26 protein-coding genes are annotated in these 24780 nt (G+C 61.3%); 11 read left to right on the top strand and 15 right to left on the bottom strand.

The window, feature by feature from the left end:
* The first annotated feature begins 36 nt into the window (after window positions 1-36).
* Window positions 37-1557, top strand: coding sequence for an ATP-binding protein (locus tag IP85_RS11240; RefSeq protein ID WP_054149766.1), 1521 nt, complete (start codon window positions 37-39; stop codon window positions 1555-1557).
* Window positions 1558-1584: 27 nt separating this feature from the next.
* Here IP85_RS11240 and pepT read toward each other — a convergent pair whose 3' ends face one another.
* Window positions 1585-2820: a peptidase T gene (gene pepT / locus IP85_RS11235; RefSeq protein ID WP_054149765.1), complete on the bottom strand. Its 1236-nt coding sequence runs from the start codon at window positions 2818-2820 to the stop codon at window positions 1585-1587.
* Window positions 2821-2849: 29 nt separating this feature from the next.
* A complete protein-coding gene (locus tag IP85_RS11230) occupies window positions 2850-3617 on the bottom strand; it encodes a D-alanyl-D-alanine carboxypeptidase family protein (RefSeq protein ID WP_348625559.1) in 768 nt (255 codons plus the stop codon).
* A gap of 408 nt (window positions 3618-4025) precedes the next feature.
* Between IP85_RS11230 and rpsD the strand changes: the two genes are divergently transcribed.
* The 6 genes from rpsD (at window position 4026) to IP85_RS11200 (ending at window position 9608) form a co-directional block, all read left to right on the top strand.
* The gene (rpsD, locus tag IP85_RS11225) at window positions 4026-4643 is read left to right on the top strand and encodes a 30S ribosomal protein S4 (protein ID WP_006726124.1); all 618 of its coding nucleotides are present in this window, start codon (window positions 4026-4028) and stop codon (window positions 4641-4643) included.
* 113 nt (window positions 4644-4756) lie between these two features.
* The gene (locus IP85_RS11220; RefSeq protein WP_054149763.1) at window positions 4757-5683 is read left to right on the top strand and encodes a glutaminase; all 927 of its coding nucleotides are present in this window, start codon (window positions 4757-4759) and stop codon (window positions 5681-5683) included.
* A 58-nt stretch (window positions 5684-5741) separates the two neighbouring features.
* A complete protein-coding gene (ttcA, locus tag IP85_RS11215; RefSeq protein WP_082347656.1) occupies window positions 5742-6647 on the top strand; it encodes a tRNA 2-thiocytidine(32) synthetase TtcA in 906 nt (301 codons plus the stop codon).
* Window positions 6648-6784: 137 nt separating this feature from the next.
* Window positions 6785-7615 carry an inositol monophosphatase gene (locus tag IP85_RS11210; protein WP_054149762.1) on the top strand — a complete coding sequence of 277 codons (831 nt, stop codon included), beginning with the start codon at window positions 6785-6787 and terminating at the stop codon, window positions 7613-7615.
* Between the two features lie 209 nt (window positions 7616-7824).
* Window positions 7825-9030: an alpha/beta hydrolase gene (locus tag IP85_RS11205; protein WP_054149761.1), complete on the top strand. Its 1206-nt coding sequence runs from the start codon at window positions 7825-7827 to the stop codon at window positions 9028-9030.
* Window positions 9027-9608 carry a protein-S-isoprenylcysteine O-methyltransferase gene (locus IP85_RS11200; protein WP_054149760.1) on the top strand — a complete coding sequence of 194 codons (582 nt, stop codon included), beginning with the start codon at window positions 9027-9029 and terminating at the stop codon, window positions 9606-9608. The genes IP85_RS11205 and IP85_RS11200 overlap by 4 nt, the downstream gene beginning before the upstream one ends.
* 5 nt (window positions 9609-9613) lie before the next feature.
* Here the strand turns inward: IP85_RS11200 and IP85_RS11195 are convergent, their stop codons facing one another.
* Window positions 9614-10231: a thioesterase domain-containing protein gene (locus IP85_RS11195; RefSeq protein ID WP_054149759.1), complete on the bottom strand. Its 618-nt coding sequence runs from the start codon at window positions 10229-10231 to the stop codon at window positions 9614-9616.
* A 179-nt stretch (window positions 10232-10410) separates the two neighbouring features.
* Between IP85_RS11195 and IP85_RS11190 the strand changes: the two genes are divergently transcribed.
* Window positions 10411-11238 (top strand): inositol monophosphatase family protein, encoded by an 828-nt coding sequence (locus IP85_RS11190; protein ID WP_054149758.1) that lies wholly within the window; start codon window positions 10411-10413, stop codon window positions 11236-11238.
* A gap of 57 nt (window positions 11239-11295) precedes the next feature.
* On the opposite strand, the gene IP85_RS11185 is transcribed toward IP85_RS11190, so the two are convergent.
* The 3 genes from IP85_RS11185 to IP85_RS11175 all read right to left on the bottom strand — a co-directional run bounded on the left by IP85_RS11185 (window position 11296) and on the right by IP85_RS11175 (window position 13302).
* Window positions 11296-12501 carry a multidrug effflux MFS transporter gene (locus IP85_RS11185; RefSeq protein ID WP_054149757.1) on the bottom strand — a complete coding sequence of 402 codons (1206 nt, stop codon included), beginning with the start codon at window positions 12499-12501 and terminating at the stop codon, window positions 11296-11298.
* Window positions 12502-12631: 130 nt separating this feature from the next.
* A complete protein-coding gene (gene grxD / locus IP85_RS11180; RefSeq protein WP_054149756.1) occupies window positions 12632-12964 on the bottom strand; it encodes a Grx4 family monothiol glutaredoxin in 333 nt (110 codons plus the stop codon).
* A gap of 107 nt (window positions 12965-13071) precedes the next feature.
* Window positions 13072-13302: a hypothetical protein gene (locus IP85_RS11175; protein ID WP_054149755.1), complete on the bottom strand. Its 231-nt coding sequence runs from the start codon at window positions 13300-13302 to the stop codon at window positions 13072-13074.
* A gap of 122 nt (window positions 13303-13424) precedes the next feature.
* On the opposite strand from IP85_RS11175, the gene IP85_RS11170 reads away from it, so the two are divergent.
* Entirely contained in the window at window positions 13425-14582 is a 1158-nt protein-coding gene (locus IP85_RS11170; protein ID WP_054149754.1) for a hypothetical protein, read from the top strand.
* Window positions 14583-14640: 58 nt separating this feature from the next.
* Here the strand turns inward: IP85_RS11170 and IP85_RS11165 are convergent, their stop codons facing one another.
* From IP85_RS11165 to IP85_RS11155, 3 genes are all read right to left on the bottom strand, one after another.
* Window positions 14641-14874 carry a BolA family transcriptional regulator gene (locus IP85_RS11165; RefSeq protein ID WP_054149753.1) on the bottom strand — a complete coding sequence of 78 codons (234 nt, stop codon included), beginning with the start codon at window positions 14872-14874 and terminating at the stop codon, window positions 14641-14643.
* A 114-nt stretch (window positions 14875-14988) separates the two neighbouring features.
* Window positions 14989-17211 (bottom strand): phosphoribosylformylglycinamidine synthase subunit PurL, encoded by a 2223-nt coding sequence (gene purL, locus IP85_RS11160; RefSeq protein WP_054149752.1) that lies wholly within the window; start codon window positions 17209-17211, stop codon window positions 14989-14991.
* Window positions 17212-17359: 148 nt separating this feature from the next.
* A complete protein-coding gene (locus tag IP85_RS11155; protein ID WP_054149751.1) occupies window positions 17360-18778 on the bottom strand; it encodes a PLP-dependent aminotransferase family protein in 1419 nt (472 codons plus the stop codon).
* A gap of 81 nt (window positions 18779-18859) precedes the next feature.
* Here IP85_RS11155 and IP85_RS11150 point away from each other — a divergent pair, with 81 nt between their 5' ends.
* The gene (locus IP85_RS11150; RefSeq protein WP_054149750.1) at window positions 18860-19120 is read left to right on the top strand and encodes a DUF1127 domain-containing protein; all 261 of its coding nucleotides are present in this window, start codon (window positions 18860-18862) and stop codon (window positions 19118-19120) included.
* Here the strand turns inward: IP85_RS11150 and IP85_RS11145 are convergent, their stop codons facing one another.
* The 5 genes from IP85_RS11145 to purC all read right to left on the bottom strand — a co-directional run bounded on the left by IP85_RS11145 (window position 19121) and on the right by purC (window position 21539).
* Window positions 19121-19507 carry a hypothetical protein gene (locus IP85_RS11145; protein ID WP_054149749.1) on the bottom strand — a complete coding sequence of 129 codons (387 nt, stop codon included), beginning with the start codon at window positions 19505-19507 and terminating at the stop codon, window positions 19121-19123.
* A gap of 61 nt (window positions 19508-19568) precedes the next feature.
* Window positions 19569-20240 (bottom strand): phosphoribosylformylglycinamidine synthase subunit PurQ, encoded by a 672-nt coding sequence (purQ, locus tag IP85_RS11140; RefSeq protein WP_054149748.1) that lies wholly within the window; start codon window positions 20238-20240, stop codon window positions 19569-19571.
* Window positions 20237-20494 carry a hypothetical protein gene (locus IP85_RS11135; protein ID WP_054149747.1) on the bottom strand — a complete coding sequence of 86 codons (258 nt, stop codon included), beginning with the start codon at window positions 20492-20494 and terminating at the stop codon, window positions 20237-20239. The genes purQ and IP85_RS11135 overlap by 4 nt, the downstream gene beginning before the upstream one ends.
* A gap of 19 nt (window positions 20495-20513) precedes the next feature.
* Window positions 20514-20756: a phosphoribosylformylglycinamidine synthase subunit PurS gene (gene purS / locus IP85_RS11130; RefSeq protein WP_054149746.1), complete on the bottom strand. Its 243-nt coding sequence runs from the start codon at window positions 20754-20756 to the stop codon at window positions 20514-20516.
* Window positions 20757-20774: 18 nt separating this feature from the next.
* A complete protein-coding gene (gene purC / locus IP85_RS11125) occupies window positions 20775-21539 on the bottom strand; it encodes a phosphoribosylaminoimidazolesuccinocarboxamide synthase (RefSeq protein WP_054149745.1) in 765 nt (254 codons plus the stop codon).
* A gap of 243 nt (window positions 21540-21782) precedes the next feature.
* Here purC and IP85_RS11120 point away from each other — a divergent pair, with 243 nt between their 5' ends.
* On the top strand, window positions 21783-22097 hold the full coding sequence (locus IP85_RS11120; protein ID WP_054149744.1) for a DUF1476 domain-containing protein: 315 nt from the start codon (window positions 21783-21785) through the stop codon (window positions 22095-22097).
* Window positions 22098-22135: 38 nt separating this feature from the next.
* Here the strand turns inward: IP85_RS11120 and IP85_RS11115 are convergent, their stop codons facing one another.
* Window positions 22136-24649 (bottom strand): EAL domain-containing protein, encoded by a 2514-nt coding sequence (locus tag IP85_RS11115; RefSeq protein ID WP_054149743.1) that lies wholly within the window; start codon window positions 24647-24649, stop codon window positions 22136-22138.
* Between the last annotated feature and the right edge of the window lie 131 nt (window positions 24650-24780).

The raw sequence follows: 24780 nt of genomic DNA, 5'->3' as shown, positions 1-24780 counted from the left end.
GACTTGAGATCAACACATGATTTGAGGATGCCGTCATTGAAGGTCGGAATCGATATGGGAACGGTGCAGGGGGGACAGCCTGCCAAGCTCGATATCGAGGAGCTTCTCGCCACGCGCCTTTTGGTGCAGGGCAATTCGGGCTCGGGCAAGTCGCATCTGCTGCGCCGCCTGTTGGAGCAGTCTGCCCAGTGGGTGCAGCAGGTGATCATCGACCCCGAGGGTGATTTCGTCACGCTTTCCGACAAGTATGGCCATGTGGTCGTCGACGGCGAGCGCACTGAAGCAGAGCTTGCCGGCATTGCCGACCGCATCCGCCGCCACCGTGTTTCCTGCGTGCTGACGCTGGAAGGTCTCGATGTCGAGCAGCAGATGCGCGCCGCCGGCGCCTTCCTGAACGGTCTCTTCGATGCCGATCGCGAATTCTGGTATCCGGTGCTGGTCGTCGTCGACGAAGCGCAGATGTTTGCGCCTGCCGTCGGCGGCGATGTCTCCGAAGACGCGCGCAAGATGTCGCTCGGCGCGATGACCAACCTGATGTGCCGTGGCCGTAAGCGTGGACTTGCGGGCGTGATCGCGACGCAGCGTCTGGCAAAACTTGCGAAGAACGTCGCGGCCGAAGCCTCCAACTTCCTGATGGGTCGAACCTTCCTCGATATCGACATGGCGCGTGCAGCCGACCTGCTCGGCATGGACCGTCGCCAGGCGGAGATGTTCCGCGACCTGCAGCGCGGCAATTTCGTGGCGCTTGGTCCTGCCATGTCGCGTCGCCCGCTGCCGATCGTCATTGGGGCGGTCGAAACGTCGGCGCGTTCGTCGTCGCCCATGCTGATGCCACTGCCGGATGCACTGCCGGATGTCGAAGACCTGATCTTCACGCCGGACCCGGAAGAGTTCACACGACCGATCGTCCGCCGTGCACCACCGGCGCCGCGTCCGACGACGGATATTCTGGCCGAACTCTCCCGCTCGACGCCGGCTTCACTGGCTCCCTCCTCCAGTGAGACGCCCAGCCGCGGCGCGGAAATGTCAGCCGAGGAGCGTGAGGACCGGCTATCCGCCGTCCTTTCCGAAATCCTCGGCGATCCGCAGGCGGCCTATCGGACCGACAGCGTGCTCTACCAGGAGTTCCTGGTGCGCGCCCGCATGCGCCGCGTGTCCGGCCCGCCCATGCCGATGGGAGAATTCCGCCGTCGTGTCGCAATCGCCCGTGCCGGTGTGGACGAGGAGACAGCGGCGAGCGAGGGCTGGCAGACGGCGCTGTCGCTGTCCGTCCGCGTTTCCGACGATTTGCAGGGCGTGTTCCTGCTGCTTGCCAAGGCGGCGCTTCGCAATGAGGAGTGCCCCTCGGACCAACGCATTGCGAGAGCCTACGGCACCCACTCGGCGCGCCGTGCCCGGCGTCTTCTCGGCTATTTCGAGGAGCAGGGGCTGGTCGTCGTGCACACCGACTTTTCCGGCAAGCGCATCGTCGCCTTCCCTGATCTCGAAGCCGAGACGCAGCCCGGCGATCCGAACCAGGTGGATGCCGAGGAGCGGACGCCATCGGCTGCCGAGTGAGAGCCTGGCGGCTCTTTACCGGGCGGCTTAGGCCGCCCGCTCTTCCCAGACTCGGACGAGAGCGACAATCGTCTCCACCGCCTTTTCCATGTCCTGAACGCTCACCCATTCGAGCGGTGAGTGATAGGCGTGGCCGCCGGTGTAGATGTTGGGGCAGGGCAGGCCCATGAAGGAGAGGCGCGAGCCGTCGGTGCCGCCACGAATGCTGTGGCGGACGGGTTCCAGTCCGACGCGGCGCACGGCTTCCTCGAGATTGTCCATGATCTCCGGATGGCGGTCGAGGACTTGCCGCATGTTGCGATACTGGTGCCTGACCGTGAGCGTGTGGTTCGAGCCCGGATAGGTTGCCATGACCTCCTGGGTGATCTTCTCCAGCAGCTCTTCCTTCTCTTTCAGGCCGACTTCAGTGAAATCTCTGACAATGAGCTGCAGTCTGGCGCTTTCCATGCTGCCGGAGATGTCGACCGGGTGGATGAAGCCCTGGCGTCCGTCGGTGGTCTCCGGTGCGATGTCACGCGGCAGGCGGGCGACGATGTCGCTTGCGGCTTTGATCGCGTTCTCCATCTTGCCCTTGGCATAGCCTGGATGCATGGCGACGCCGGTGATCTCGATCACGACACCATCGGCGGAAAAGGTCTCGTTTTCGATCTCGCCGACCGTCGAGCCATCGAGCGTATAGGCGAAGCGGGCGCCGAGCTTTTCAAGGTCGACCTTGTCGGCGCCGCGACCGATTTCCTCGTCCGTCGTGAAGAGGATCTTGATCGTGCCGTGCCTGATGTCGGGGTTGGCCATGAGATGAGCGGCTGCCGTCATGATCTCGGCCACACCTGCCTTGTCGTCCGCGCCGAGCAGCGTCGTGCCGTCGGTGGTGACGATGTCGTTGCCGATCTGGTTCTTCAACTGCGGATGGGAGGCGACACGGATCACCTGGCTGGTGTCGCCGGTCAGCGTGATGTCGCCGCCCTGGTAGTTGCGCACCAGCTGCGGCTTGACGTTCGTGCCCGTGAAGTCGGGCGCCGTGTCCATGTGGCTGCAGAAGCAGATGACAGGCACGTCCCTGGCCGTGTTGGACGGGATCGTCGCATAGACATTGCCGTGTTCGTCGAGATGGGCGTCGGTGAGACCAAGCGCCAGGAGTTCGGTGACCAAAACGCGCCCGAGATCCTTCTGCTTCTCCGTCGAGGGCTGGCTGTCGGAGGCCGGATCGGACTGGGTGTCGATGACGACATAGCGGAGGAAGCGGTCGAGAACGGTGTCGGTCATGGCAATGGCTTTCTTGGGGCTTCCTGTCGTCACTGGCTGGCTTTGGTTCCGAAGTGACGGTCGAACAGCGTGATCATTTCCTGCGTGCGAGCATTGGCGCTGTCAGCACCCAGAACCACGCCGATCAGGCGGCGGTCACCCTGGCTTGCCGATGTCACGATGTTGTAGCCCGAGGCATTGGTGAAGCCGGTCTTGATCCCTTCGGCGCCCGGGTACTGCACCAGGAAGGCGTTGTGACCGCGAAATTTCATGCTGCGGAAGGTCATGCCGCGCGAGGCGAACAGCTTGTACTCTTCGGGGAAGTCCCGCAGCAGTGCCAGACCAAGACGCGCCATGTCGGTGGCGGTCGTCACCTGGCGGGTGTCGGGCAGGCCCGAGGGATTGGTAAAGACGGTGCTGGTCATTCCCAGTTCACGGGCTTTCGATGTCATCATCTGTCCGAAGGCTTCCTCGGAACCTGCAAGCGTTTCGGCGACGGCCGTCGCTGCGTCATTGGTCGACAGTACGACCATGCCCATGACCGCTTCCTGCACGCTGATCGTGTTGCCGGCTCCGACTGCGAACTTGTACGGCTCCTTGCCGTTTGCATTCTCGGACATCACGAGGCGCTCGGCCCACTTCAATCGTCCGGAATGCAAAGCCTCGAAGGTCAGATAGAGCGTCATCATCTTCGTCAGCGATGCCGGATAGAGAACCATATCGGCATTCTCAGCCTCGAGGATCGCACCGGTGCCAGCGTCGATCAGGATATGGGCATGACCGGGTTTCTGGGCTTCGGCCGCTGCCGGCGCACACATCGAGAGCGTTACAGCGAGGGCGAGCAGGATACGGCGGGACAGGTCTGTCATCATCGAGGAAGAGACTTCTTTCATGGAGGATGGTATGGGGGATAGCGAACTTCTCTGCCTCTGTCAGCCTTTGCAGGCGCTATCGCCCGGTTTTCCGCCATAGAATGGGCCAATGCTGCAGTCACTCTTTCGTCACACACGCTCCTGATAACGTGTTGACATTTCTCACGCACCCCACTAATGACGCCCCAACGCCGGGCCGAAACGCCCGGTGTTTGTTTTGACATGTCCCGTGGTTTTCTCCGTTCGCTGACGTGAGAATCCTGTCGGAGCCTCGGAAACGGAGGCTCAGAGGAGGGCGTGTTTCCTTAAGCGGCTTGGTAACAAACCGCTGTAACCTGTTGAGAGGAAATACGGATGAGCAAGCGCGCATCTTCCAAGTACAAAATTGACCGTCGTATGGGCGAAAACATCTGGGGCCGTCCGAAGTCCCCGGTGAACCGCCGCGAATACGGCCCGGGCCAGCACGGCCAGCGCCGCAAGGGCAAGCTTTCCGACTTCGGCGTTCAGCTGCGCGCCAAGCAGAAGCTCAAGGGCTACTACGGCGATATCCGCGAGAAGCAGTTCCGCGCCACCTACGACGAAGCCAACCGTCGCAAGGGTGACACCGGCGAAAACCTGATCGGCCTGCTCGAGTCGCGTCTGGACGCCATCGTCTACCGCGCCAAGTTCGTACCGACGGTCTTTGCTGCCCGCCAGTTCGTCAACCACGGCCACGTCACCGTCAACGGCGTTCGCGTCAACATCGGTTCGTACCGCTGCAAGGCCGGCGACGTCATCGAAGTTCGCCAGAAGTCGAAGCAGATGGTCACGGTTCTGGAATCGGTATCGCTCGCTGAGCGTGACGTTCCTGACTACATCGAAGTCGACCACAACAAGATGGTTGCCACCTTCGTTCGCGTTCCTGGCCTTTCGGATGTTCCGTATGCGGTCATCATGGAGCCGAACCTGGTCGTCGAATTCTACTCGCGCTAATTGCTCGCGAGACGGATTTGTGGAAAGCCGCCCTTCGGGGCGGCTTTTTCTGTTTGCAGTGCAGCGTTCACCGGGAAAGATGACGGGGTACGAACGCGGGTAAGGGGAACGACATGGATCTGCAGCTGATCGCCGACGAGATTGTCAGTGCGCTCGAACCGCGCCTTGGCGAGGGCAAGGTGGCCGACTACATTCCCGAGCTCGCGCGTGTCGATCCGAAGCAGTTCGGCATGGCGATCACCACCGTTGACGGGCAGACCTACAAGGCCGGCCATGCCGACACGGCCTTTTCGATCCAGAGCATTTCCAAGGTCTTCATGTTGACGCTGGCGCTCGGCAAGGCCGGCGAATCGATCTGGAAGCGGGTGGGTCGCGAGCCGTCCGGCTCCTCCTTCAATTCCATCGTCCAGCTCGAACACGAGCATGGCATCCCGCGCAATCCCTTCATCAATGCCGGTGCGATCGTCGTCACCGACATGGTGCTTGCGGGCCATGCACCGCGCGAGGCCATCGGCGAGTATCTGCGCTTCATGCGCTATCTCGCCGATGACGAGACACTGTCGATCGACGAGAAGGTGGCCCAGTCGGAGCAGCGCACCGGTTACCGCAATTTTGCGCTCGCCAATTTCATGCGCGGCTTCGGCAATCTGCAGCATCCGGTCGAGCACACGCTCGGGGTCTATTTCCATCAATGCGCGCTGGCGCTGTCCTGCGTTCAGCTTTCCCATGCCGGCCTGTTTCTGGCCAACAGGGGCACCAATCCGCTGAGTGGCTTTTCTGTCGTCTCGCCGAAGCGGGCGCGCCGCATCAACGCGTTGATGCTGATGTGCGGCCATTACGACGGCTCGGGCGATTTCGCCTATCATGTCGGTCTGCCGGGCAAGTCGGGCGTCGGCGGTGGCATCCTTGCCGTCGCTCCGGGCAAGGCGTCGATCGCCGTCTGGTCGCCCGGGCTGAACAAGGTTGGCAATTCGGCGCTCGGCTCGGCAGCGCTTGAAATGCTCGCCACCCGCACGGGCTGGTCCGTCTTCGGGACTTGATCTTGCCGGTCGCAAAGGGCATTGGAGAGCCGAACAGCCGCCGAGGCCGGAGCCGAAGATGAACCTCGTCAACATGATCGACAGTCAGAATGCCGCCTTGCTCGAGGGTGAAGGCGAGGATGAGCTTGATCTCTCGACGGTGCATCCGGTCTTCACTAGGGCACCGCGCTCGGTCTCGTTCAACAAGCTGCGCAAGCGGCTGATCCGCCAGGTGCGCCAGGCAATGTCTGACTTCGACATGCTCAAAGGTCAGAAGCGGTGGCTGGTCGGTCTGTCGGGAGGCAAGGACAGCTACGGCCTGCTGGCGATCCTGCTCGATCTGCAATGGCGTGGCTTGCTGCCGGTCGAACTGGTCGCCTGCAATCTCGACCAGGGGCAGCCGAATTTTCCGAAGCATGTCCTGCCCGAATATCTAGCCTCAATCGGTGTGAAACATCGCATCGAGTATCGCGATACCTATTCGATCGTGAAGGAGAAGGTCCCCAGCGGCGGCACCTATTGCTCGCTCTGTTCGCGGCTGCGTCGCGGCAACCTCTACCGGATCGCCCGCGAAGAGGGCTGCGATGCGCTGGTGCTCGGCCATCACCGCGAGGACATTCTCGAAACCTTCTTCATGAACTTCTTCCATGGTGGCCGCCTCTCGGCCATGCCGGCCAAGCTGTTGAACGACGAGAAGGATCTCTTCGTCCTGCGTCCGCTGGCTTATGCCGCGGAAGAGGACATGGCGCGTTTTGCGCAGGCCATGGAATTCCCGATCATCCCTTGCGACCTCTGCGGATCGCAGGACGGTCTGCAGCGCAATGCGATGAAGGAGATGCTGGCTGGTATCGAAGCGAAGATGCCCGGTCGCAAGGATGCGATGCTGCGCGCGCTTGCCCATGTCGATCCCTCGCATCTGCTCGACCCGAAGCTCTTCGATTTTGCCGGGCTCGCTGTCATGACGCCGTCACAGACGGACGGCTAAGAACGACCACCTTCAACCTCAAGACCCCAAGACAGATCTTCATGCAAGGGCTCCAAGGAATGCCAAGTGGCGATCCGCGAGAGCTCGACGTATGTCTGTCATCCTGGCGTCTAGGCAGTGCAAGACGGACCAAGTGCATGACTTTTCGCGACAGTGATCTCTTCGATATCCTCGACCTTGTCAGGACGGCCGGGCAGAGGGAGATCCTTCCGAGGTTCCGCCGCTTCGATGCGCCCGATATCGTCGAAAAGAAGTCCTCGATCGATCTTGTAACCGATGCGGATCTCAAGACCGAGGCCTATCTCACGGCAGAGCTTCTGAAGCGATGGCCGGAGGCGCTGGTCGTCGGAGAGGAGGCCTGTGAAAGCAATCCGGCGCTCGTATCCGCTCTGCCCGATGCAGACCTGGCGTTTGTCATCGACCCCGTGGACGGGACCTTCAATTTTCAGGCTGGTTTGCCGGTCTTCGGGACTAACCTTGCCGTGGTCAAAAGGGGCGAGACGATCGCGGCATTGATCCATGACTGCGTGCTCGCTGACACGCTGGTCGCGAGCAAGGGTGCGGGCGCGCGCTGGCTGAGGGCCGACGGCACTGTGGCCGCGATCCGGGTTGCCGCGGCGACGGAACTTTCGATGATGGTGGGCACGATATCGATCAATGACATCGGCGAGGAAGAGCGTCGGCGTATCGCCGGCAATCTGGCGCAAACCAGGATGGCCTTCGCCTATAACTGCTCGGCCTACGAATACTGGCTTGTCGCAACCGGCAAGGTTCACTTCATCGGGCACCACAAGCTGATGCCGTGGGATCATCTTGCTGGCGTTCTTCTGCATGAGGAAGCCGGTGGCGTGACGAGGAGGTTTGACGGCTCGCCCTATCTGCCCGGGCAAACGACCGGTGGCATTCTCAGTGCACCGGATGCCGATAGCTGGGAGATGATCCTGTCGAGAGTGGTTCTTGCGAGCTAGGGCGATTTGCGATGGGTCGTTGGCGGGCTGCCTCCGGGTGGCTCGATCGGCAGGTCCCAGGTCTGTCGCAAACAAGACACAGGAAATGTCAGTATTTCCGGAAGTGCTTGTGACTTTGGCTGGACTGTGTCGGAGCCTTCTTGCACATTGCGGGTCAACGAAGATCCTTGAGCCTTGCTCTAGGTTTCGAGCAGTGCGTAGGAGTAGGAATGTCTGAGGTCGCTCAGCCTTCGGTGTCGAGACGTGCCGTCTTTCTCGTCGGAGGATATGAACGCAACGATGCTGCAGGCTTCTTTCGGCGCATCGGTCGCGAAATGGAGCGCTTCTGCAAGTGCTGGTCGGTCGAAGCCAAGCTGGGGGTACCGGTCGAAGCGACCGGCACCATGGCAATGACTGCCGTGGCCGATTATCGCGGGCCCGACGGTGCCTGCCGATCCGAGATCACTTTTTTGAGTTTCGACGATATCGTCAAGCATGATGGGGCCAGACCGTTCATCTCGCGGCTCTTTGCCTATCTCATTGCGTTCATCGACTATGTCGTCTCTGGAACGATGTTCCGCTTCTTTGCCACCAACTGGCGCTTCGCACTCTATTTCCTCTATCCCCTCGTCATGCTGGGGCTGTTCGTCTGGTTCGGGACGATCGCTTACCGTCTCGTGGACTGGATCGGGCTTCCCGGTGACCCGCTTCTGCCGGGACTTGCCGGCCTTGCTGTCATCTATGCTCTCGGGCGTTATGTCGGCCGCCGCTATTTCGTCTATCATCTCATGGATCTCTGGTCGTGCAGCCGCGAGCACCTCCATTGCCGGCGCCCCAGCATGGATCAGCGGATCGATACCTGGGCCGCGTTGATTTCGCAGCGCATTGCGCAATCGGCCTATGACGAAGTCCTGCTTGTCGGGCATTCGACGGGCGGCGCTCTCATCCTCGATGTCGCTCACCAACTGGCCGAGAGGCTGGTGGCTGAGGGCAGGCCCGTCGACTTCCAGCTGGTCACCGTCGGCTCGACATCGCTCAAGGTTGCGCTGCACCCGGCAGCATCTCGGGCACGTGCGCGACTTGAGGTGCTTGCCCGTCATCCCGGCATCCGCTGGACAGAGTTCCAGGCGCTGACCGACATCATCAACTTCTACAAATGCGATCCTTACGCCCGGGCTGGTCTCAAACATCAGCGGGCTGATCAGTTCCCGCGGCAGTTCCAGGTGCGCATTCGCGACATGCTCGAGCGGGAGACCTATCGGCGCGTGAAGAAGAACTTCTTCCGCGTTCACTATCAGTTTATCTCGGCCAATAGCCGCCGGTATTTCTACGATTTCTTCATGATCTGCTGTGGCACCCGGCCGATCGAAGCCGTAAGAGGCGATAGGCTGCCGCTATCGGCAGAGGCAGGCAAGACGGTAGAGGCGACTTCATGATCCGCATTTCCTTCATCCTCTGGGCCCTGATGCTGGTGACCTGGTGCGGCATGCGTTATCCGGCTATGCGTCGGGCGCGGCGGCAGAAGACGGCGGTCGACAAGCGCACGCCGCTCGACATTTCATTGCTCGTCTTCTGCACGTTCGGGCTGGTTGTGATGCCGGTTCTCTGGCGGCTGGAGGTCCTTGGAGGGCTGGCCGATCGCGGGCAGGGGGGTGTGACCCTTGTCCTCGGGACGCTCTCCGGGATCGCCTTTCTATGGCTCTTCCGCCGCAGCCACAAGGATCTCGGCAAGAACTGGTCGGTGACGCTAGAAGTGCGCGAAGGACACCAGCTGGTCACCGGCGGTGTCTACGCCTATGTGCGTCACCCGATGTATGCCTCCTTCCTGCTCTGGGGCGTGACCCAGGCGCTGCTCATTCCCAACTGGATTGCAGGCCTTGCCGGACTGGTCGCCGTCTTTGCCCTCTATGCCGTCCGTCAGTCACGCGAGGAGGCGATGATGCGGGACACCTTCGGCGCCGAATACGACGCCTATTGCGCCCGCACCAAGCGGCTGGTTCCCGGCATATTCTGAGCGCCTCAGCGACGACGAAGCGCCTGCTTGATTTCCTTGATCGACCGCTCGTGCAGCTTCGGGTTCTTGTCGATGTTGAAATGGCCGATGCCACTGATCGCCGTTTCGCCCTGGCGCAGGTTGATGTTGGCGAGTTCGCCCTTGAAGCCGGGCGCGGGCAGGACGGGTGACCAGAGGTTTTCGCCGCCGGTGTAGAAGTTCAGCGTCTTCTTGACGTTGGCGGGCACAGGCCCCTTGCCGGTCGGATCGAAGCTCAGGATCAGAGCGACCGGGATCTTCATTGGCTGCAAGGCGCGTGCAACTGAAAAGGTCATGTCGGCCCCGAGCGAATGCCCGACCAGGACTATCGGGCGGGCACCCTTCGAGGCGCGGTAGCGATCGGCAATCCTGCGTGCAAAGGTCTGAGCATTCGGGAGAGACATCACCTGCGCGTTGACGCCATCCGCCTTCAGCTGCTGCCCCAGGGTATTCAGACCCGTCGAGAAAATATCGGCAAATCCGCGAAACAGGTAAACCTGGCCATTCGGCTGCTGCGGCTTTCGGGGCTTTGCGGCTTCGGCGGGCAGGACGGAGGCTGCAAGAAAAAGGGATGCGTGGGAGAGGAGGGTGCGCCTGGAAATCATGTCTGAAGGACATCCTCGAAAATGGAGTGCTTTCGGATTCATGCATGATTTAACGAGCCTGACAACCGACATGCCGGGCCATCGGCCCTGTACTTCGCCCTTGTCGGCAGGCTAGAACGGGCGCACCCCGGACGGCGCCAGATTTCGCGCCTCTCTTTCACGGATCAGAAAGGCCACTCATGACCGCGACCATCGATATCGCCGCCCTTGCAAATCTCCTGCAGGAGGCTGCCGTCGAAGAGATCCTGCCGCGCTTCCGCAATCTCGGCGACGGTGATGTCAGGATGAAGACCGAAGCGATCGACCTGGTGACAGAAGCGGACGAGGCTGCCGAGCGTGTCATCCGCAAGGGGATCGAGGCTATCATGCCTGATGCCCTGTTCGTCGGCGAGGAATCGGTCGCGGCCGATCCGGCGCTTCTCGATCGACTGAAGGGCGCCGAGCTTGCCGTCGTGGTCGATCCGATCGACGGGACCTTCAACTTCGCATCGGGGCTAACACTGTTCGGCATGATCCTCGCCGTGGTGTCCAAGGGCGAAACCATCGGCGGCGTCATCTACGACCCGATCGGTAACGACTGGGCGCTGGTAGAGAAGGGATCGGGTGCCTGGATCTATCGGCCAGATGGCAGCCAGGAGCAGATGCAGGTGCGGCCCAGCGGCCCGCTCGAACAGATGATCGGGATCGCCAATACCGGTTTCTTCGATATCGAGACTCGCCGAAAGATCCTGTCCAATCTCGCAGAGGTCCGTCTCTTCACCAGCTATCGCTGTGCCGCCCATGAATACCGGCTGCTCGGCCAGGGGCATATGGATTTTGCCATGTACAACAAGCTGATGCCCTGGGACCACCTCGCCGGCGCGCTGATGATGCAGGAGGCGGGCGCCCATGTCGCGCGCTTCGATGGTTCGCCCTACCTGCCGCATCATACGTCGGGCGGACTGCTCGTGGCCTCCGATGCCGACGCCTGGCAGGAGTTGCGCGAACGCATCTTCACCGTCGACTGATCAGGAAAAAGGCCCGGCGATGACCGGGCCTTTCGCTTTTCTGAGGAGTGTCTTGGATCAGACCGGCTTGTTGTGGGCCTGGAACAGCCGACCCTTCTCGCCGATCAGCACGAAGATCAGACCGATCACCGAGACCACGAAGAAGCCTGTGACCATCGGCAGTGCGGTGCCATCGAAAGCCTGGCCAATGGCCGCGCCGATGATCGAGCCGCCGATCGTGCCCATGAAGCCTAGAACCGACGACGCGGTGCCCGCGACATGGCCGAGGGGCTCCATGGCCAGCGAGTTGAAGTTCGAACCGATCCAGCCGAACTGGAACATCGCCAGCGAGAAGAAGGTAATGAACAGGAAGAAGGGCATCGGCTGGGGGCCGAGTACCTGCACCACCAGCCAGATCAGGTTGATCGCGATGAAGCCGAGCAGCGAGCCATGCGAGAGCTTGCGCATCCCGAAGCGGCCGACCAGCTTGGCATTGACGAAGGACGACAGTGCCATGAACAGGGCCACTGCCGCGAAGGCGACCGGGAACCAGACGCCCAGACCATAAATGCCGACATAGACCTGTTGGGCGGAATTGATGAAACCGAACAGCGCGCCGAAGATGAAGGTGCTGGCGATGGTGTAACACAGCGCCACACGGTCGGTGAGGACGATGCGGAAGCCGTCGAAGATCACCTTCACGGTGAAGGGACGGACATCTGCGGGCGCCAGCGTCTCCGGCAGGCGGACATACATCCACACGCCGACGATCACCGCGATTACCGCCATGAAGACGAAGATCCAGTGCCAGTCGCCGAACAGCATGATCACCTGACCTGTGCCGGGAGCGACGACCGGAATGACCATGAAGACCATCATGATCAGCGACATGACTTCCGCCATCTGGCGGCCACCGAAAACGTCACGGACAATCGAGACCGTGATGACGCGGGTTGCAGCCGAGCCGATGCCCTGGATGAAGCGCAGGATCAGCAGTGATTCGAAGGAGGGAACAAAGACGACGGCAAGCGACGACACGACGTAGATCGCCAGGCCGACGATCATCGGAATGCGCCGCCCGAAGCGGTCGGCGATCGGGCCGTAAAAGAGCTGGGCGAAGCCGAAGCCGATCAGGTAGGCGGAAACGACATACTGGCGATGGTTTTCATTTTCGACATTCAGAGCCGCGCCAATTTCCTGGAGACCCGGCAGCATGATGTCGATCGCAAGCGCGTTGAGCGCCATGAGGAATGCCATCAGCGCGATGAATTCGGCACGTCCCATTCCCCCAAGTGTCTTGGGAGGGGACTGTAATGAATCTGACATGAATAATGACCTTAGAACGGCATGAAGGCGTTGCTTGGGACAACGCCTTCATGCCTGGAGATTTTTTGAAGCCTTGCGGCTGATGTTGTCAGGCAGCGCCGCGGACGGCGATGCCCTGATCTTCGAAATGCTTCTGCAGTTCGCCCGCCTGGAACATCTCGCGGACGATGTCACAACCGCCGACAAACTCACCCTTGATGTAGAGCTGCGGGATCGTCGGCCAGTTGGAATACTGCTTGATTCCTTCGCGGATTTCCATGTCGGCCAGCACGTTCACGCCCTTGTAGTCCACGCCGAGGTAGTCAAGAATCTGAACCACCTGACCGGAGAAACCACACTGCGGAAACTGCGGGCTGCCCTTCATGAACAGGACGACATCGTTGGTCTTGACTTCGTTGTCGATGAATTCGTGGGCGCTCATAGCATTCTTCCTTTTCACATGCCGTTCAAGGCGGCAGCTTCGATCTGTCGTAGAAATAGCAACACGGTTTTACTTTTGCCAGTGGCGACTTTGCGACAGCGCCGGAATTAACGGCTGCGCTGGCGGCTACGCTTGGCAGCCGTGCGGCGACGGCTCACTTGTTTGCGGGGAGGGGCTTTGACACGTTTCGTCGTCTTGCGGACATAACGGCCCGTGGTCGCGGAGCGGGTCTGGCGCTTGCGCCTGCGCGTGGTGCCCTTGCGGGTCGACTTCTTGAGTATCTCCTTCAGCACGCCCTCTACGACGTCCTTGACGATGTTGCCGATCAGATCCGCCATCTTTCCTCCCCCACGCCCTCGAATTCAGAGGGTTTTTGTTCCCTCTGCTCTTTAAATCAGCGCAATTCTCGTCTAGCAAGCGCCACCTGCGGCGGCGAGCCGTCTATCAAGTGACCGTCTCAATGATCCAAAGCCGCATCGTGCTGCATTTTCCGGGCTTCGAACCCCTCGACGCCGAAGCCCATCGTCAGCGCTACAAGCGTTCTGCAGCGCAAGCCTCGGCCGTCTGGCCGGCGCGGTTTGAGGTCGGTGACCTCTTGGTTGACGGGCAGGGTGCGCATTTCGCGGTGAATGCCCATGGGGACAGTTATGCGGTCCGGTCGCAGATCCATGTTTTCGACCATAATGCCCTGATTTCTGCCATGCGGTCAGAGCCGCTCTGGATGCAGATTGCGAAAGGCTTCAAGGCGGGCTTTGACGTGGTGCGGCAGGGCGGTGCCTGGCGCTATTTTCGCAACGCCTGGCGCTTTGGTCTGTTCTTTCTTTTCCCCTTCCTGTTCGTGGCCGCGGGCCTCGCGCTTGCGGTGAACATCGCGGCCATTCCCTCAACCTTCGAGCTCTCCGCCTGGTGGTTCCTGCTGGCACTTCCTGCCGGCTATCTCGTCTTCCGCCACGGGGTCATTCCGTTTTCGGACCGGTACCACGTCCTGCATCTGCTCGCAGACTGGCGCCTCGCCGTGGCGGTCGCGGAAAATCGCCGAGAGATCGATGCCTTCATCGAACGGGCAGCAGACGAGGCGGCTTCTGCCTTGGAAGGCCCAGCCGATGAAATTCTTGTTACATCCCATAGCATGGGTGCGAATTTCGCCATTTCCGTCGTGGCCCGGCTTCTCGAAAGGTCTCCAGGCGCGCTCCAAGGGCGACGGCTCGTCTTCGTTACCCTGGGCGGTGCCGCCCTGCAGTGCAGCCTTCTGTCGTCTGCGTCCGTCCTCAGGCAACGGATCGGCGCGCTCGCGCGCCATCCATCCGTCGACTGGTTCGATATCCAGTGTCTCACGGACCCGATCCATCTCTATAAATGCCACACCGTTGCGCTGTCGGGACATTCAAACGCGCCGCAGCCCAAGCTTGTCTTTATCCGCTTCAAGCATGCGCTCTCTGCGGAGCGCTATCAGAAGAACCGCCGCGACTTCTTGAGAATGCACCGGCAATATGTGCTGGGACCGGATCAGTCGAGCGGTTTCGACTTCACGCTGATGACGGCGGGACCGTTGCCGGCGCGTTCTTTCGAAGCGCTGGAATCGGCAAAGCCCCCGAAACTCGAAGCCTTCGCAATATAAAAAGGCCCGCCACTGATAGGGCAGGCCTTTGGCAGTGTCTCGATCGGGTCGGCTTAAATCAATCAGGGATGCTCGTCTGCAATGCCAGCGCATGCAGCACACCGCCCATATTGCCCTTCAAGGCGTCGTAGACCATCTGGTGCTGCTGGACGCGGCTCTTGCCCCGGAAGGCTTCGGCGACGACCTCGGCGGCATAGTGATCGCCGTCTCCCGCGAGGTCACGGATAACGACCTTGGCTCCCGGAATGCCGGCCTTGATCATGTCTTCGATGTCGCCTGGTTTCATCGGCATGTAATGGATCCCTCATGCAAATCAGCTATGCGAGAACTATCGTGCATTCGCAGAAGCGATTCAATGGGGCAGGCAGCGCCTACCCCATGCTCCACAGGCATGTGATCGCAGGCTTCAGGCCAGTTCGCCGTCCATAAGCGCCGGGAACCAGGCTTCGTGGGCAGTCTTGAGGTCCTCGACCGCGACAGGCTTGGCATCGCCGAGCACGACGTTCGAACCGCCAGTGCGGCCGATCCAGGGGCAGAAGACGCCTGCGGCTTCGGCGCGGACCTGAACCTGATCGACATTGGCTTCGGTGACTGTCAGGACATAGCGGCCCTGGTCTTCGCCATAGAAGACGGCGATCGGGTTCGCATCGTTCAAGGCGTTGATATGCGCACCGATGCCGGAGGCCATGGCCATTTCGGCTACGGCCAGGCCAAGGCCGCCCGAAGAGCAGTCGTGTACGGCGGTTGCGAGACCGTCCTGGATCAGGCTACGGACGAAATCGCCGACCTTCTTTTCATGCGCGAGATCGACATGCGGGGCGGGGCCATCGGTGCGGCCATGGATGTCGCGTAGATAGACGGACTGGCCGAGATGCGAGCCCCAGCCGGACGGAGCGCCGGCCAGCAGGATCGCCTCGCCCTGAGCGGCAAAGCGGATGCGGGCCATCTTCTTCCAGTCCTTCATCAGGCCAACGCCGGCAATGGTCGGGGTCGGCAGGATGCCCTGGCCGTTGGTCTCGTTGTAAAGCGAGACATTGCCCGAGACGATCGGGAAGTCGAGGGCGAGGCAGGCCTCGCCAATGCCCTTGATGGCAAATACCAGCTGACCCATGATCTCCGGGCGTTCGGGATTGCCGAAGTTCAGGTTGTCGGTCGCGGCGAGCGGGAGGGCACCGGTCGCAGTGATGTTGCGCCAGCATTCGGCAACCGCCTGCTTGCCGCCTTCGAAAGGATCCGCCTCGACGTAACGCGGGGTAACGTCAGACGAGAAGGCGAGCGCCTTGGAGGCGTGACCTTCGACGCGGATGACGCCGGCATCGCCGCCCGGAAGCTGAAGCGAATTGCCCTGGATCAGCGTGTCATACTGTTCGTAGACCCAGCGACGCGAGGAGTTGTTGGCGGAGCCGACGAGCTTCAGCAGGGCGTCTGCGACGTCGCCGGCCGGGATGTCGTTTTCGGCAAGCGGGGCAGGCGTCTTCGGCTCGATCCACGGACGGTCGTATTCCGGGGCTTCGTCGCCCAGTTCCTTGATCGGCAGGTTTGCGACTTCCTCGCCCTGGTGCAGAACGCGGAAGCGCAGGTCGTCGGTGGTGTAGCCGACGATCGCGAAATCGAGGCCCCATTTGACGAAGATCGCCTTGGCGACTTCTTCCTTGGAGGGTTCGAGTACCATGAGCATGCGCTCCTGGCTTTCCGACAGCATCATTTCATAGGCCGTCATGCGCTCTTCGCGCACCGGCACCTTGTCGAGATGCAGCTCGATGCCGAGGTCGCCCTTGGCGCCCATTTCGACAGCCGAGCAGGTCAGGCCGGCCGCACCCATGTCCTGGATGGCGATGACGGCGCCAGTCTTCATCAGCTCAAGGCAGGCTTCGAGCAGGCACTTCTCGGTGAAGGGGTCGCCGACCTGCACGGTCGGGCGCTTCTCTTCGATCGATTCGTCGAATTCCGCCGACGCCATGGTCGCACCACCGACGCCGTCGCGGCCGGTCTTTGCACCGAGATAGACCACCGGCAGGCCGACGCCCTTGGCTTCCGACAGGAAGATACCATCGGCCTTGGCAAGGCCAGCCGCAAAGGCGTTGACCAGGATGTTGCCGTTGTAGCGGGCGTCGAACTCGACTTCACCGCCAACGGTGGGCACGCCGAAGGAGTTGCCGTAACCGCCGACACCGGCCACGACGCCGGCCACCAGATGTTTGGTCTTCGGATGATCAGGCGCGCCGAAGCGCAGGGCGTTCATGGCGGCGACCGGACGGGCGCCCATCGTGAAGACGTCGCGCAGGATGCCGCCGACGCCTGTTGCCGCGCCCTGATAGGGCTCGATGTAGGACGGATGGTTGTGGCTCTCCATCTTGAAGACCACGACGTCGCCGTCATCGATGTCGACGACACCCGCGTTTTCGCCAGGGCCCTGGATGACGCGCGGCCCCTTGGTCGGCAGCGTCTTCAGCCACTTCTTGGAAGACTTGTACGAGCAGTGCTCGTTCCACATCGCCGAGAAGATGCCGAGTTCGGTGAAGGTCGGCTCGCGTCCGATCAGGTTCAGGATGCGATCGTATTCGTCCGGCTTCAGGCCGTGGCTTGCGATCAATTCTGCGGTGATGGGACGGGAGTTGGAAACGGTCATCTGGCTCTCAGGGCAACGGGAGATCGGTGGGAGATCGGTTTCGAGGCAGGCTATAACCCAAGCCTGCGCCCGGCGCACTTGAAAAATGCGCGCAATCAAGCCTTTCCTGCCGGTTTCGGCGCCTTACGTCTGGAGCTTTCCCTATGGATCAGACGATGGCGCTGGTGCCAAGCGGCGACTGGTCGAGGATGCGGCGGACCGTCTTGAGGCCTTCGATCGATATGGCGCGATCCCGGCCCTCGCTGAAGCCGACGCGAACATGGTGATACACCCGCGAAGAGCGGGCTGGCTTGAACTCGTCCTCATCGTCGATCAGAACATCGGCATCGAGCACGGCCTGCTTGAATGTGCCGGACATCCAGGGTTCGGGAAGCTTCAGCCAGAAGAAGGGCAGGCGCGGATGGGAGCGGAAATCCTTGCCGGCAAAAAGCTCGCGGACGACTGCTTCGCGCGCGCCGATTTCCGTCAGAACCTTGCTCCTGATTTCGCCGGCAGCGCCTGACAGCACCAGCCGGGCGGAGAGTTCGGCGAGAAGGAAGGGCAGGCCGCCGCTCACCATCTTTTGGGTGACGCGCACGCGCTGGCTCATATGGGGCGGGCAGGCGACCCAGCCGCCGCGCACGCCCGCCGCCACGCATTTGGACAAGCCGTTGAGCAGGAAGGTCCGGTCCGGCGCCAGTTCCGCCAGAAGTGGGATCCCGTCTGCGATCATGCCACCATAGAGATAATCCTCGATCAGCCAGACATTGTACTTGCGGGCGATTTCGACGATGTCCTTACGGCGGGAGAGCGGCAGGCAGGCGAGCGTCGGGTTCTGGCCCGACGACATGATGAAGGCTGCCTTGGGGTGTTCGCGGGCGCAGACCCTTTCGAAATCCTCCGGCATGATGCCGTCCTGATCCGAATCGACCAGCGCGATCTGGCGTCCCATGAGGTTGGCGCTGCGCGACACCTGCGAATAGGTGAGGTGCTCGCAGACGATCCGGTCGCCGGCGCCGCTGACTGCGGCGACAACGGCGTTGATGCCGGCATGCACGCCAAGCTGCGGCAGGACCTGCTCGGCCTCCGGCTGCCAGCCACCCGAAGCGAGCCATTGCCGACCGGCCTCCAGCCAATCGGGAGAGAGTGTGCGGGTATAGCTCGAAATCTCGCCCGGATGGGCTGTTGCGATCTCTGCCATGATCCGTCCGACCGTCTCGGCCTGACCGACGTCTATCGCCGCCGTGGTGTCGAAGCGCAGTTTGCCCGGCGGCGGAACCATCGCGCGGGTGCCCCCATAATTGATCGTCACCGGGTCGCGGGCCGAAAGCTCGTTGCCGCCGCTGCTCGCCTGGACATAGGTGCCGCGGCCAACCTCGCCGGTCACCAGTCCGCGCTCTCGAAGCAAAGCGTAGGCGCGCGAGATTGTCCCTATTGTCACCCCAACATCATAGGCGAGATCGCGCTGCGGCGGCAGCTTCGCTCCATGGGGGAGGGTGCCTGATTTTATGGCGCTTTCCGCATCATCCGCAATGCGTATGTAAAGCGGACCAGTGCCGGTATCGAGTGAGGGGAGCCAATTTGTCATGAGGACAATTCTATAGATTGTCACCCTCTTCCAGTCAATTCATAGAGAATTCCTAGAAGAGAAAAACCAGGATTTGCCGCCATGGTGACAATAGATACAATGCCGTCGAGCGACTCCCGTCAAAAGATCGCTTTGCCGATCCGCAACGAGGCGTCGTCGCCATTGAGCAGTCTTGCCCGAATGCTCAAGCTGTGGTGGCGGGTGCGGAAGACGCGTGTGCAGCTTTCGCAATTGACGGAAGAGCAATTGCGCGATGTCGGAGTGTCGCCTGATATGGCCGAGCGGGAAATCAAGAAGTCGCGGCTGCTTTTGATCGATCGGTGTTTTCAGCCGCCCATGTGATCAGCAGTCATTCCTGCCGTTGGCCCATCGAACGACGTCCTGGCGAATCCGCGGCGCGACATCCTCGTTCAGGAGTGGGCCGAATGCGTCAAGGCGAGGGGGCTTTCCTTCCGCCTGAACCACCAGCACGGGGCGGTCGTCGCGTGATCCCTTGCGCACAAGTAGGATCCGTGGACGACCGGAGAAAGAGCTGAGTTCAGGAGAGAGCTGGTAGGTCTTGAACGCGGCGTCTCCGGACTTGAACCAGCAGCGGTTCGCAGCGACAGCGACTTTTTCCATGATGTCGAGTGCCGATTGACCGGCTGCCGGCGGGCGCGGTGCCTCCGGCTTGCAGGCGGAAAGGCCGGCTGCTGCAACGAGAATGGCGGAGAAGGCGAGGCGGCGCATGGGCGATCTTTCGGCTGATGGCCGTCTTCCCTTAAACGTCCGTGGTTAAGCGAAGCTTACTTCAGGCCGCGATGACGTCCAGCGCCGAGGCGAAGATGCCGCGGCCATCGTTGCCGCCGTGGGCAGCTTCGATCAGGTTTTCCGGATGCGGCATCATGCCGAGCACGTTGCCCTTCGCGTTGATCACGCCGGCAATGTCGTTCATCGAGCCGTTCGGATTGGTGCCGTCGGCATAGCGGAAGACGACCTGGCCATTGCCCTCGATCGTCTTCAGCGTCTCTGCGTCCGCGAAATAGTTGCCGTCGTGGTGTGCGACCGGGCAGCGAATGATCTGGCCCTTGGCATAGGCGCGGGTAAAGTCGGTATCGGCGTTGACGACCTCGAGCTTGATTTCCTTGCAGACGAACTTCAGCGAGGTGTTGCGCATCAGTGCGCCCGGCAGCATGCCTGCTTCGACGAGGATCTGGAAGCCGTTGCAGACGCCGATGACCTTGACGCCCTGTTCTGCCTTTTCCTTAATCGCCTGCATGACAGGCATGCGGGCGGCGATCGCGCCGCAGCGCAGATAGTCGCCGTAGGAGAAGCCGCCGGGGATCACGATCAGGTCGACATCCGGGATCTCGGTCTCGGTCTGCCAGATCGTCACCGGCGCATGGCCGGATATCTTGGTGAGTGCTGCGATCATGTCGCGGTCACGGTTGAGGCCTGGGAGCTGGACGACGGCTGATTTCATGGCTGTGGCTCAAACCTTATCTGGGCTTCCTGGAACTCCCGCAGTTCCAGGCGATTTTCGATCCGATCGAGACGCGTCTCCTGGCGAGCAAGCGTCGTGTGGATGTTGTGGATGTCCTGATGCACGGAAACGAGTGCACCCCGTATCGCATTCATCTCGGCGCGCAACTCCCGCTGCCCCAGCTTTATGTCCGCACCATCGGCATGAATCCGCCTCAGAAGCTCAAACATCAATTCGCTGGTGACGTCAGCCATCGCGCATCTCCTACAACCCTCAGGCGATGGAGATAGTATAGTTCTCGATGACCGTGTTGGCGAGGAGCTTCTCGCACATCGCCTGCAGGTCGCTTTCTGCCTTGGCCTTGTCTTCGCCTGCAAGCTCGAGATCGAAGACCTTGCCCTGGCGGATCTGGCCAACGCCGTCAAAGCCGAGCGCGCCGAGCGCGCCTTCGATGGCCTTGCCCTGAGGGTCAAGTACGCCGTTTTTCAGGGTTACGGTGACGCGTGCCTTGATCACTGATCTCTTCTCCAAAGCTTACTTGACGAGAACCGGGCCAGTGCCGCGCACCGGTTCGTTTTCATTCATGATGCCGAGACGACGGGCGACTTCCTGATAGGCTTCAAGCAGCCCACCCAGATCTTGGCGGAAGCGGTCCTTGTCGAGCTTCTCGCGGGTCTCGATGTCCCACAGACGGCAGCTGTCCGGCGAGATTTCATCGGCCAGGATGATGCGCATCATGTCGCCTTCATAGAGGCGGCCGCATTCGATCTTGAAGTCGACGAGCTGGATGCCGATGCCGAGGAAGAGGCCTGAGAGGAAGTCGTTGACGCGGATGGCGAGCGCCATGATGTCGTCGAGCTCTGCAGGGTTCGCCCAGCCAAATGCCGTGATGTGTTCCTCGGAGACCATGGGGTCACCGAGCGCGTCCGACTTGTAATAGAACTCGATGATCGAGCGCGGCAGCACGATGCCTTCCTCGATGCCGAGGCGGGTCGACAGCGAGCCGGCGGCGACATTGCGCACGACGATCTCGAGCGGGATGATCTCGACTTCCTTGATCAGCTGCTCGCGCATGTTCATGCGGCGAATGAAATGGGTCGGGATGCCAATCTTGTTCAGATGCGTGAAGACGTATTCGGAGATGCGGTTGTTCAGAACGCCTTTCCCGTCGATGACTTCATGCTTCTTCTTGTTGAATGCCGTTGCATCGTCCTTGAAGAACTGGATCAGCGTGCCGGGCTCGGGACCTTCATAGAGGATCTTTGCCTTGCCCTCGTAAACGCGGCGGCGACGGTTCATGGGTGGTTTTCTCTATTGTTGGCATCCCGGCGCGCCTGGCGCGGATGCAGTGGATCGGTCTTTGAAGCGGTCCCTTAACGGAAAACCTTCGTTTTCACAATGCGCAGATCACCCCTTCCTGCCAAAACGTCGCGCTGCCAACGACTCATCCGGACTCGCGGAAGTTTGCATTGCACTTTGTACTCCCTTTTGATTAATGGGGAAACGAAACCGCACGATGGCGGCACAAAATGGGAGATCGATATGAGCGGCATCAGTGATCGCGAAAAGGCCTTCGAAAACAAGTTCGCACACGACCAGGAGCTTCGCTTCAAGGCGGAAGCCCGCCGCAACAAGCTGGTGGGTCTGTGGGCCGCCGGCCTGCTCGGCAAGACCGACCCGGACGCCTATGCGAAGGAAGTCATCGCTGCCGATTTCGAAGAGGCTGGCGACGAGGACGTGATCCGCAAGGTCATGGGTGATCTGACGGCCGGTGGCGTGTCGATCACCGACGAAGAGCTGCGCACGAAAATGGTCGAGTTCCTCGGTCAGGCCATCGACCAGATCCAGAACAGCTGATCAAACGATCCGCGACTGCAACGACAATCCGCCCGGGCTCAGCCTTGGGCGGATTTTCTGTTTCTGAGCCGTTCGGAGACATCACTGAAGCTGGCCGGCCAGGCAAGGCCGTAGCCCTGCAGGATATCACAGCCGAGCCGGGCGAGGATGCGGGCATGCTCCTCGGTCTCCACCCCTTCGGCCGTCACCTTGATGCCGAGCGAGCGGGCGATCTGGATGATAGACTTGACCAGGATGCGCTGCTCCTGGCTGTCGGGCACGTCCTCGATCAGTTGCCGGTCTATCTTCAGTGTGGTCGGTTTGAGGTTCAAAAGCCCGACGATCGATGCATGTCCGGTGCCGAAATCGTCGATCTCGATGTCGATCGCCAGGCGTCGCAGCATGTCGAGGTTGCTCATGACGGCAGAGTCCTGACGGTCGAGGAAGACGCTCTCCAGAAGTTCGAACGACACCGTGCCCGGCTTGATGTCGAGATCGGCGAGGCCACGTGCCAGGTCGGGGTCCGTCAGCCGGCGGGCGGAGACGTTCACGGAGATCTTCGGCGGAGCGATGCCCTCCTGGCGCCACGCGTCCAGGTCGCGAAGCGCCTTTTCAAGGATCAGGCCGTCGATCTGGGCGAGGATGCCATACTCTTCAGCAATCGGAAGGAACTTGTCGGGGCCGAGGATGCCACGGGTTGGGTGGCGCCAGCGTGCGAGGCACTCCGCCCCGGCAACGGCCCGCGTGCGAGCGTCGAACTGCAGCTGGTAGTGGGGGAAGATCTCATCGTTCTCCAGCGCCCGCAGCAGTTCGCTGGAGAGACGGTTGGTATCGGCGATCAAGGTTCGGCTTGCCTGGACATAGAATTCGTAGCGGTTGCGACCGAGATTTTTTGCCTTGTAGAGCGCAATATCTGCATTCTGCAGCAATTGCTTCGGGTCGATGTCGCGGGTCAGGGTATGCGCGATACCGATGCTTGCGCCAAATCGGCATTCCTGGCCATTGTACCAGGCCGGTTGCCGCATCTGGGCTATGATGCGGTTGGCGATGGCGATGAGAGTGGGTGTTGCGCCGTCGTGGTCGAGGAGAACGACGAACTCGTCTCCCCCGATTCGCGCGGCAAAGTCGGTGATCCGGATGTTTTCGCGCAGGATGCGGGCCGCCAGCATCAGCATGGCGTCGCCGGCGCCGTGACCGAGCGTGTCGTTGATCTGCTTGAAGCGGTCGAGGTCGATGTGCAGGATCGCGATGCCGGATCCGAGCGCGCCCTTGCCGGCGCGCCATTCTTCGAGCTTTTCCTCGAGGTAGCGTCGGTTCGGCAAGCCCGTCAGGTAGTCGTGCAGGGCCGACTGCTCGGCCTCCAGTCTTGTCCGCTCAAGCTCCGCATTGCGTGCTTCGGCGAGCATCTTCTGCTGCTCGAGTTCCTGTCTGAGGCGCTGATCCTCGGTCACGTCCCAGTTCACGCCGATCATCTTCAGCCGGCCGTCGTGGTCCATGAAGGGGAGGCTGTTTGAGCGGATATAGCGTGTGCTGCCGTCCCGGGCGATGATCCGGTAATTGTCAGTGAACGGTTTCAGTTCGGCAATCTTTGTCGCGACGCAAGCCAGCGTCCGGGCACGGTCTTCCGGATGAAGCTTGCTCTCCCAGAAACCGCCGATCTGGACTTCGCAATCGTTTTCGACCTCGAAGATGCGGCGCATCCCTTCGTCCCATTCGCTGGTGCCGGCGTCGAAATCCGTTTCGAAGATGCCGATACCCGAGATGTCGATTGCGAGCTTCAGGCGGCGGGAGAGCCCCTCCAGCCATTCTTCCTGCTGCTTGCGGGCGCTGATGTCGGTGTCGGTGCCGATGATGCGGGCGGGCTTGTCGTTTTCGTCGCGCTCTACGCAGGCGCCACGGCACTCGATCCAGACATAGTGACCGTCCCGATGGAGTTCCCGGTACTGGAAGACGCTGTAATCCGGGTCGCCCGCGTTTTGCCGTTCGATGCAATGCACGACGCGCTCACGATCCTGAGGATGGACGAGTTCCAGCCATTCCTCCATCGTTGGCGGGAAAGTGTCGTTCGGTCCCAGTCCCCGGATCTTGCGCCAGACGTCGGAGTAATAGAGTTCGCCCGAACTGCGTTGATCCCAGACACCTAAGATCGAGCCGACCAGCGCGTGGTTCCAGCGGCTTTCGCGCTCTTGCACCTCATGCAACTGTCGGCGAAGGGCTGTCACGTCCGTCATCTGGAGCAGCACGGAACCGACCCTGGAGTCTGCTGAGGCTTGGCTTGCCAGCGTGACGATGAAATGTCGTGCGTCGCCGCCCGGCGTCGAAATTTCCAGTGTCGACGGAGCCCCGTCCATTCGCCGGCCAAGGGCCAGCAGCAATTTGGCGGCGTCGGCGCCCTGCAGGTGTCTGACGAGATTGTCGCCGGGCGCAAGGGCCTCCCCGAGGGCCGCGCCCAGAGCCTTGTTCATCGTCCGGATAATGCCGTCGGGATCGAGCCAGGCCGCCGGGAAGGGAAGGCAGGCGATGTCGATACCATCCGCGCCGGGAGTAGAGGGAGAGGCCGCGTGTGGGCGCAAAATCAGGCTCCTCGCTTCACATGATTGCAAGGAGTCTATGAGTACCCGCTTAAGAAGGGCTTAAACTGGTCCTGAAGATGCCAGGATTAACCCAACGTTTGCATCTCTTCGGATTGGACGCTTGCTCTCGA

The organism is Rhizobium sp. AAP116 (genome assembly GCF_001295785.1).
In the GTDB taxonomy this organism is placed as follows: Bacteria; Pseudomonadota; Alphaproteobacteria; order Rhizobiales; family Rhizobiaceae; genus Allorhizobium.
Note: the sequence above shows the minus strand (reverse complement) of the source record. Positions and strands in the feature narration are given on the sequence as shown.

Bases quoted from the DNA above. Each gene is read 5' to 3' on its own strand.
- pepT (WP_054149765.1), bottom strand. From the start codon at position 2,820: ATGACCGACACCGTTCTCGACCGCTTCCTCCGCTATGTCGTCATCGAC.
- IP85_RS11230 (WP_348625559.1), bottom strand. From the start codon at position 3,617: ATGTGTGCGCCGGCAGCGGCCGAAGCCCAGAAACCCGGTCATGCCCAT.
- rpsD (WP_006726124.1), top strand. From the start codon at position 4,026: ATGAGCAAGCGCGCATCTTCCAAGTACAAAATTGACCGTCGTATGGGC.
- IP85_RS11220 (WP_054149763.1), top strand. From the start codon at position 4,757: ATGGATCTGCAGCTGATCGCCGACGAGATTGTCAGTGCGCTCGAACCG.
- ttcA (WP_082347656.1), top strand. From the start codon at position 5,742: ATGAACCTCGTCAACATGATCGACAGTCAGAATGCCGCCTTGCTCGAG.
- IP85_RS11210 (WP_054149762.1), top strand. From the start codon at position 6,785: ATGACTTTTCGCGACAGTGATCTCTTCGATATCCTCGACCTTGTCAGG.
- IP85_RS11205 (WP_054149761.1), top strand. From the start codon at position 7,825: ATGTCTGAGGTCGCTCAGCCTTCGGTGTCGAGACGTGCCGTCTTTCTC.
- IP85_RS11200 (WP_054149760.1), top strand. From the start codon at position 9,027: ATGATCCGCATTTCCTTCATCCTCTGGGCCCTGATGCTGGTGACCTGG.
- IP85_RS11195 (WP_054149759.1), bottom strand. From the start codon at position 10,231: ATGATTTCCAGGCGCACCCTCCTCTCCCACGCATCCCTTTTTCTTGCA.
- IP85_RS11190 (WP_054149758.1), top strand. From the start codon at position 10,411: ATGACCGCGACCATCGATATCGCCGCCCTTGCAAATCTCCTGCAGGAG.
- IP85_RS11185 (WP_054149757.1), bottom strand. From the start codon at position 12,501: ATGGGACGTGCCGAATTCATCGCGCTGATGGCATTCCTCATGGCGCTC.
- grxD (WP_054149756.1), bottom strand. From the start codon at position 12,964: ATGAGCGCCCACGAATTCATCGACAACGAAGTCAAGACCAACGATGTC.
- IP85_RS11175 (WP_054149755.1), bottom strand. From the start codon at position 13,302: ATGGCGGATCTGATCGGCAACATCGTCAAGGACGTCGTAGAGGGCGTG.
- IP85_RS11170 (WP_054149754.1), top strand. From the start codon at position 13,425: ATGATCCAAAGCCGCATCGTGCTGCATTTTCCGGGCTTCGAACCCCTC.
- IP85_RS11165 (WP_054149753.1), bottom strand. From the start codon at position 14,874: ATGCCGATGAAACCAGGCGACATCGAAGACATGATCAAGGCCGGCATT.
- purL (WP_054149752.1), bottom strand. From the start codon at position 17,211: ATGACCGTTTCCAACTCCCGTCCCATCACCGCAGAATTGATCGCAAGC.
- IP85_RS11155 (WP_054149751.1), bottom strand. From the start codon at position 18,778: ATGACAAATTGGCTCCCCTCACTCGATACCGGCACTGGTCCGCTTTAC.
- IP85_RS11150 (WP_054149750.1), top strand. From the start codon at position 18,860: ATGGTGACAATAGATACAATGCCGTCGAGCGACTCCCGTCAAAAGATC.
- IP85_RS11145 (WP_054149749.1), bottom strand. From the start codon at position 19,507: ATGCGCCGCCTCGCCTTCTCCGCCATTCTCGTTGCAGCAGCCGGCCTT.
- purQ (WP_054149748.1), bottom strand. From the start codon at position 20,240: ATGAAATCAGCCGTCGTCCAGCTCCCAGGCCTCAACCGTGACCGCGAC.
- IP85_RS11135 (WP_054149747.1), bottom strand. From the start codon at position 20,494: ATGGCTGACGTCACCAGCGAATTGATGTTTGAGCTTCTGAGGCGGATT.
- purC (WP_054149745.1), bottom strand. From the start codon at position 21,539: ATGAACCGTCGCCGCCGCGTTTACGAGGGCAAGGCAAAGATCCTCTAT.
- IP85_RS11120 (WP_054149744.1), top strand. From the start codon at position 21,783: ATGAGCGGCATCAGTGATCGCGAAAAGGCCTTCGAAAACAAGTTCGCA.